This is a genomic window from Streptomyces sp. NPDC006265, assembly GCF_040613555.1.
GTDB lineage: Bacteria > Actinomycetota > Actinomycetes > Streptomycetales > Streptomycetaceae > Streptomyces.
Window position 1 is genome coordinate 1 of the sequence record NZ_JBEXSH010000477.1, and the last position, 6,919, is coordinate 6,919.

Below are 6,919 nucleotides of genomic sequence, written 5' to 3' on the forward strand. Positions count from 1 at the left end.
GTGGGCAGCCACCGCGACCGGCTGATCGGTGCCACCGACCGCCAGGCCGAGGCGGACGGTGTGCGTCCCGGCCGCCGGGCGGCCGTCCCGAGTTGGGACGAGATCGTGTTCGGGACGCGACGCAAGAAGCAGGAGTAGCCGACCCGGCTGCCGAAGGACGAGGGCCGCGCTGTCCGGGCGCGGCCCTCTCTTCGTGTCAGGTCACTGCGGGTCCGGACCGACGGCGACGGGCCGGCCCGGGTCCGAGGACCACTCCGACCAGGACCCCACGTACAGCTCCGCCGGAAGGCCGGCGGCCGCCAGCGCCAGGACCTCGTGCGCGGCGGAGACACCCGAGCCGCAGTACACGCCGACCCGCGACCCCTCGGTCACACCAAGTCCCTCGAACCGTGCCCGCAGTTCCCCGGCGGGAAGGAAACGCCCGTCCGCCCCCACATTCTCCATGGTGGGCGCCGACACCGCGCCCGGGATGTGTCCCGCCACCGGGTCGATCGGCTCCACCTCGCCCCGGTACCGCTCCCCCGCGCGAGCGTCCAGCAGCACCCCGGACCGTGCCAGCGCCGCGGCGGCGTCCGCGTCGAGCAGCCCCGCCCCCGGCTCGGGCACGAAGTCGCCCTCCGCCGGAGCCGGCACGGACGTGTCCAACGGCCCCTCCCAGGACGGCAACCCGCCGTCGAGGACTCGCACGTCCGGGTGACCCGTCCAGCGCAGCAGCCACCACGCACGGGCCGCCGCCCACCCCTGGCCGCCGTCGTAGACGACCACCGGCGTCCCGGCCGACACGCCCGCCCGGCGCATCGCGGTACCGAAGTACGCGAGGTCGGGCAGCGGGTGCCGGCCGGCCTTGCCCGGCGCAGAGGCCAACTCCCGGTCCAGGTCGACGTATACGGCCCCGGGAAGGTGCCCTGCCTCGTACGCGACCCGGCCGTCGAACGGCGGCTCCCCGGCCGCCTTTGCCGCGGTGAGCTGCCAGCGGACGTCGAGCAGGACCGGCGGCCGGACACCCGCGAGATCCCTCACGAGGTCGGATGCGGAGATGATGGCGTTCATGGTCCCCATCCTCGCGCACGGGGGTGGCCGAGCCGTCCGTGTCCGGCTACTCTGCTCGGCCGGAGCGAACCGATCACACGGCGTACGGGAACAGGCACATGCTGTACAGCCGAACGACACGTGCCGGCAAGCGCGCCGCGAGGGACAGGGGCCCGCACATCGGGCATTCTCCCGGACAAGGGACGCCCTACAGGGCCGTCCCGCCAGGCTGCGGAGAGCACGGCCACCGCGAGGCCGAGAAGAGAGTGACGATGACCGACGCACCGGGGTCCACCGGCCCGAACGGTGACACACCCGCTCGGCACGCATCCGGCGCACCCTGCTGGGTGAGCCTGATGGTGCACGGCCCGGACGCGACCCAGGAGTTCTACGGAGCACTGTTCGGCTGGGAGTTCCAGCCGGGCCCCCAGCAGCTCGGCCCGTATGTGCGCGCCCTGCTCGACGGGCGCGAGGTGGCCGGCATCGGACGGCTGCCGCCGGACCGTCATCTCCCCATCGCGTGGACGCCCTACTTCGCCTCGGAGAACGTGGATCTCACGGCCGGGACGGTGCGCAGCCGCGGCGGCACGATCGGCGTGGGCCCGTTGGACGCCGCCGACGCCGGCCGCCTCGCGATCGGCTCCGACCCGTCGGGCGCGGTGTTCGGCATCTGGCAGGCTGCCGCGCACCTCGGCCCCACCATTTCGGGCGTGCCCGGCACACCCGCCTGGAACGAGCTGCTGACCTTCGAGTCGGCGAGCGTCGCCAAGTTCTACCGGATGGTGTTCGGCTTCGAGGAGGAGCCGGTGGTCTCCGCCGACTTCGACTACGTGACCCTGCACCTGGGCGGCGGACCCGTCGCCGGCATCCACGGCCTGGGCCACGCCCTGCCCCGCGACCGGGGACCGCACTGGGTGACGTACTTCCAGGTCGCCGATGTCGACGATGCGCTGGACCATCTCGTCCATCTGGGCGGGCACGTCCTGAAGCCCGCGCACTACACCGCCCACGGGCGGGTGGCGAAGGTGGCGGACCCGGAAGGGGCACGGTTCGCGCTGCTGCAGCCGCCGAGTTGACGGCCGGAGGACGCGGCCCGGGTCAGGCGGCGGACCGCGGCGGCGGTCGAGCCGGGGGCCCGGCGCGGGTCAGGAGGACGTCACCGGCAGCACGTCCGGGGACAGAGCCGCCGCGTGGGACGTCGCCGCGGTCATCCGGCGGCGGTGGTGACGACGGCACAGGACCTCGTACCCGACCTCGTCGGCGGAGTGAGTGACGTCGCCGACGACCACCTGGGCGCCCTCGACGACCATCACCCCGCCTATCGTGCGGGCGTTGTGCGTGGCGCGGGCTCCGCACCAGCACAGGGCCTCGACCTGGAGGACCTCGACCCGGTCGGCCAGTTCCACCAGCCGCTGCGAGCCGGGGAACAGCTTGGAGCGGAAGTCGGTCGTGATGCCGAAGGCGTAGACGTCGAGGCTCAGGTCGTCGACCACACGCGCCAGTTGGTCGATCTGCTCCGGCGCGAGGAACTGTGCCTCGTCGGCGATCACGTAGTCCGCGCGGCCGCCCTGCGAGAGGTGGTCGACGAGGTGGCCGTAGAGGTCCTGCCCGTCGCCGACCTCCACCGCGTCCGTCACCAGGCCGAGGCGTGAGGACAGCTTGCCCTCGCCGGCGCGGTCGTCGCGCGAGAAGATCATGCCCTGCAGGCCGCGCGCCGAGCGGTTGTGCTCGATCTGGAGAGCCAGCGTCGACTTCCCGCAGTCCATCGTTCCGCAGAAGAACACCAGCTCGGGCATGTGGAGTTGAGCACCTTTCGGCGTGGAAGGACAGGGTGTGGCGTGGGGCGGGGCTGTCTCAGGAGCGTACTTCGAGCAGGGGGACCAGCTGCTCGGCGGGGGTCATCGAACCGTGGTTGCCGACCATCGCCGACTCCTTCGGCTCCCGCTCGGAGGCGATGAGCAGGACGTCGTCCCGCGCGGCGGCGACCACGTCACCGATCCTGCCGTACACCCGCTCGTCGATCTGCGGGCCGAACCAGCCCGCCGCGATGGCCTCGTCGCGTGAGGCCACCCAGAACTGCTCGCCGAGGACCTCGCGCCAGCAGGTCAGGACGTCATTCGCCGCGCCGGGCACCGCGTAGACGTGGCGGGCACGGCCCTCGCCGCCGAGCAGGGCGACCCCGGCGCTCAGCTCCCAGTCCTCGTCGAAGTCGATGCGGTGCTGCTCGTCGAAGGGCACGTCGATCATGCCGTGGTCGGCGGTGACGTAGAGCGCGCTGCGCGGCGGCAGTTGCTCGGCCAGGCGCTGGACCAGGCGGTCGGCGTACATGAGCTGGCCGCGCCAGGTGTCGGAGTCGACGCCGTAGCGGTGGCCGGCGCCGTCGACCTCGGCGAAGTACGTGTACACCAGGGAGCGGTCGCCCGCGGCCAGTTGATCGGCCGCGAGGTCGACGCGGTCCTCGCCCGACAGCCGCCCGAGGAATCTTCCTCCACTGAGCGCAACCTTGGTCAGCGGGGTGTTCTCGAAGGTCGGGGACGACACCTGCGCCGCGTGCACCCCGGCCGCGTGCGCCAGCTGGAAGACCGTGGGGTACGGCTGCCAGGGGCCGGGCGGGGTCCACGGCTGCCAGCGCAGCTGGTTCATCAGCTCGCCGGTGTCGGGGTTGCGGACGGTGTAGCCGGGCAGGCCGTGCGCACCGGGCGGCAGGCCGGTGCCGACGGAGGCGAGGGAGGTCGCCGTGGTCGCCGGGTAGCCGGCGGTGAGCGGGCGCCCGGTGCCGCCGCGGGAGGTGGCGAGCATGGACGTCATGAAGGGGGCGTCCTCGGGGTGCGCCCTCAGCTGCTCCCAGCCGAGGCCGTCGATCAGGAACACGCAGTTCCGGTCGGCGGGGGTCAGCTCGCCGATCGCGGCGCTCATGCCCGGGACGCCCAGGCCGGCGGCCAGGGTGGGCAGGAGGTCGGCGAGCGATCCGCTGCCGTACTCGGGGACGGGAGCGGAGGCGACGGTGAGCGGTTCCGGGTGCTGGTCCCAGGCCGTCTTGGGCTGTGCCATCAGCGGGTCGTGTCCGCGGTCGCCTCGGAGAGGGACTGCGCGAAGGCGAGCGCCTCGCGCACGGTCTCGGGTCCGTCCCCGGCCTCGCTGACGCGCAGGCTGAGGTCGTCCGCCGTCGAATTGCCGGTGTAGCCGTGGTCCGCCTCGCAGTTGGGGTCGCCGCACGCGGCCGGCTCCAGGTCGATGCGGGAGACGGCGCCCCAGCCGATGGTGAGGACGACCTCGCGGGGCAGGGACCCCGGCTTGTAGGACTCGGGGTTGGCGACCACACGGCTGACCACGATCGACGAGATGCGTCCGATCTTCACGGACTCCGTCGACGTCGTGGCGTACGGCGTCGGGGAGGTGCTGTCGGCGGCCTGCTCGTCGGTGTGGCTGACGATGAAGCGGTTGTCGGTGAGGACGAGCACCGTCACGTGCCGCCGGACCTCGTTCTGGTCGAACGTCGTCTCCTGGTGGACCAGGTACGACCGGATGGGCTCGCCGCCCACGGCGGACTCCACCGCCTCGGCCACGAGGGCCGGGTAGTAGCCGCTGCGCTCGATCGCCGCCCGCAGCCCCTGGGTCGTCGTACTGGTCTTGGCCATGACGCCCATCCTACGGGGGACCACTGACTGCGAGGGACAGCTCGCCCCCTGTCAGTACGCGGGGAGGGTCCGAGGGCCGAGGTCGTCGCGGGCGGGCGGGTGCGCGAGGCGCACGGAGGCGCCGAGGACGCTCAGGCCCTGTGAGGCGACGACGACCGGCTCCAGGGTGACCGCGACGACCTCGGGGTGGTCGTCGACCAGCCGGGAGACCCGCAGCAGCAGCTCCTCCAGGGCACGGGTGTCGGCCGGGGCGGAGCCGCGCCAGCCGAACAGCAGTGGAGCGGTGCGGATCGAGCGCACCAGCGAGGTCGCCTCCCGGTCCGTGACCGGGATCAGCCGGTGTGCGGTGTCCCCGAGCAGCTGTGAGGCGGCCCCGGCGAGCCCGAAGGAGAGCACGGCTCCGGCAGCGGGGTCGATCACGGCCCGTACGACGACGTCCACGCCGCGGGGCGCCATCCGCTGCACCACCGGCCGCAGCTCCTCCGGCGTGCCGAACAGTTCGGTCAACTCGGCGTACGAGCGGCGCAGTTGCTCCTCGTCCGCGAGGTCGAGGCGGACGCCGCCCAGGTCGGCGCGGTGCCTGAGGTGCGGGGCGGTGGCCTTGAGGGCGACGGGGTATTCGAGGGAGCGGGCGGCCTCCGCGGCGGTGTCGGGGGTCGGGGCGGGCAGGGCGCGGTGGACCTGGACGCCGTAATGACCGAGGAGGTCGCAGGTCTCGTCCGTGCCGAGCGTGAGTCCCTGCCCGCGCGCGAGGAGGCCGTCGATCAGCGCGGCGGCGCCCCTCTCGTTGATGTCCTCGTACTCGGGCACCTTGCCGGGCTCGGCGGCCTCGCGCCGCCACTGCGCGTAGGCCACGGCCTGGCCGAGGGCGCGGACCGCGCGCTCGGCGGCGGGGTAGGCGGGGATGAGGTGGGCGCCTTCGGGAGCTTCCGCGGCGGGGAGATGTTCCGCGGCGGGCGTCGGGCCGGGGGCATTTTGCGGCGGGTTGTCCGGCCCGGCCTGCGGTGCCGTGCTCGCCGCCGCCGACAGGGCCTTGGCCAGGCCGCCGAGCTCCACGTGGACCACGAGGACCGGCTTGCCGGGGGCAGCGGCGGATGCCGAGCGCAGGGCCTGGGCGAGTGCGGCGTCGCCGTCCGAGCCCTCCCCCACCGCCGGTATGGCGGTGACGACGACGGCGTCGCACCGGTCGTCGGCCAGGGCACGGGACAGGGCGGCGTGGAAGTCGGCCGCCGAGGCCGCGGTGGTCAGGTCCTGCGGGGGGTGCGGGCGCAGCCCCTCGGCGAGGCACGCGTCGTAGGTGAGCAGGCCGAGCGACTCCGAGTTGCCGAGGATCGCCACCCTGGGGCCGGCCGGCAGGGGCTGGCGGGCGAGCAGCAGGCCCGCGTCGACCAGCTCGGTGATCGTGTCGACCCGGATGACCCCGGCCTGCCGCAGCAGCGCCGACACGGTCGCGTGCGGCAGCCGGGTCGCCCGGACGGCGTGCCCCTGGGGTGCGGCGCCGTGCCGTGCGCCCTGGACGACGACCAGGGGCTTGGCCGCGGCGGTGCGGCGGGCGAGGCGGGTGAACTTGCGGGGGTTGCCGATGGACTCCAGGTACATGAGGACGACGTCGGTGTCGGGGTCCTCGTACCAGTACTGCAGGACATCGTTGCCGGAGACGTCGGCGCGGTTGCCGGAGGAGACGAAGGTGGAGACACCGGTCACGCCCGTGACGCCGCCGCCGCGCCGGTGCAGCCGGGACAGCAGGGCGATGCCGATGGCGCCGGACTGGGCGAACAGGCCGATGCGGCCGGGGCGCGGCACTTCGGGGGCGAGGGAGGCGTTGAGCCGTACCCGGGGTGAGGTGTTGATGATGCCGAAGGCGTTCGGGCCGATGATCCGCATGCCGTACGTGCGCGCGTGCCGCACGAGGGCGCGCTGGCGTTCGCGTCCCTCGGGGCCGCTCTCGGCGTACCCGGCGGAGACCACGACCAGGCCCTGCACGCCGTGTTCGCCGCACTCGGTGACGACCTCGGGGACGTACTCGGCCGGTACGGCGACGACGGCGAGGTCGACCGGGCCGTCGACGTCCCGCACCGAGCGGTGGGCGGGCACCCCGTCGAGCTCCTTCTGCTCCTCGGGGAGGGCCTTGTTCACGGCGTAGAGGCGGCCGCTGTAGCCGGCGTCCCGGATGTTGCCGAGGACGCTGCGGCCCACGCCGCCCGGCGCGCGACCGGCGCCGATCACGGCGACCGAGCCGGGGGCGAGCAGCC

General features: G+C 73.8%; 6 protein-coding genes and 1 pseudogene. 2 read left to right on the forward strand and 5 right to left on the reverse strand.

Annotated elements, in window-relative coordinates:
• Window positions 1–138 (forward strand): annotated as a pseudogene (locus ABZ281_RS30855) (DUF3071 domain-containing protein); the annotation flags it as partial.
• Window positions 139–201: 63 nt separating this feature from the next.
• Here the strand turns inward: ABZ281_RS30855 and ABZ281_RS30860 are convergent.
• Window positions 202–1,050 carry a sulfurtransferase gene (locus ABZ281_RS30860; RefSeq protein ID WP_356660799.1) on the reverse strand — a complete coding sequence of 283 codons (849 nt, stop codon included), beginning with the start codon at window positions 1,048–1,050 and terminating at the stop codon, window positions 202–204.
• A gap of 251 nt (window positions 1,051–1,301) precedes the next feature.
• Between ABZ281_RS30860 and ABZ281_RS30865 the strand changes: the two genes are divergently transcribed.
• Window positions 1,302–2,105, forward strand: a complete 804-nt coding sequence (locus tag ABZ281_RS30865) for a VOC family protein (protein WP_356660801.1) — start codon at window positions 1,302–1,304, stop codon at window positions 2,103–2,105.
• Window positions 2,106–2,174: 69 nt separating this feature from the next.
• Here ABZ281_RS30865 and ABZ281_RS30870 read toward each other — a convergent pair whose 3' ends face one another.
• From ABZ281_RS30870 to ABZ281_RS30885, 4 genes are all read right to left on the reverse strand, one after another.
• Complete coding sequence (locus ABZ281_RS30870) at window positions 2,175–2,825, reverse strand: thymidine kinase (RefSeq protein ID WP_356660803.1); 651 nt, start codon at window positions 2,823–2,825, stop codon at window positions 2,175–2,177.
• 58 nt (window positions 2,826–2,883) lie between these two features.
• Window positions 2,884–4,080, reverse strand: coding sequence for a nucleotide pyrophosphatase/phosphodiesterase family protein (locus tag ABZ281_RS30875; protein ID WP_356660805.1), 1,197 nt, complete (start codon window positions 4,078–4,080; stop codon window positions 2,884–2,886).
• Window positions 4,080–4,667, reverse strand: a complete 588-nt coding sequence (locus ABZ281_RS30880; RefSeq protein WP_356660807.1) for a DUF5998 family protein — start codon at window positions 4,665–4,667, stop codon at window positions 4,080–4,082. Before ABZ281_RS30880 ends, ABZ281_RS30875 begins: the two co-directional genes overlap by 1 nt.
• A 51-nt stretch (window positions 4,668–4,718) precedes the next feature.
• A partial coding sequence (locus tag ABZ281_RS30885; protein WP_356660809.1) for an acetate--CoA ligase family protein occupies window positions 4,719–6,919 on the reverse strand: 2,201 nt, incomplete at its 5' end.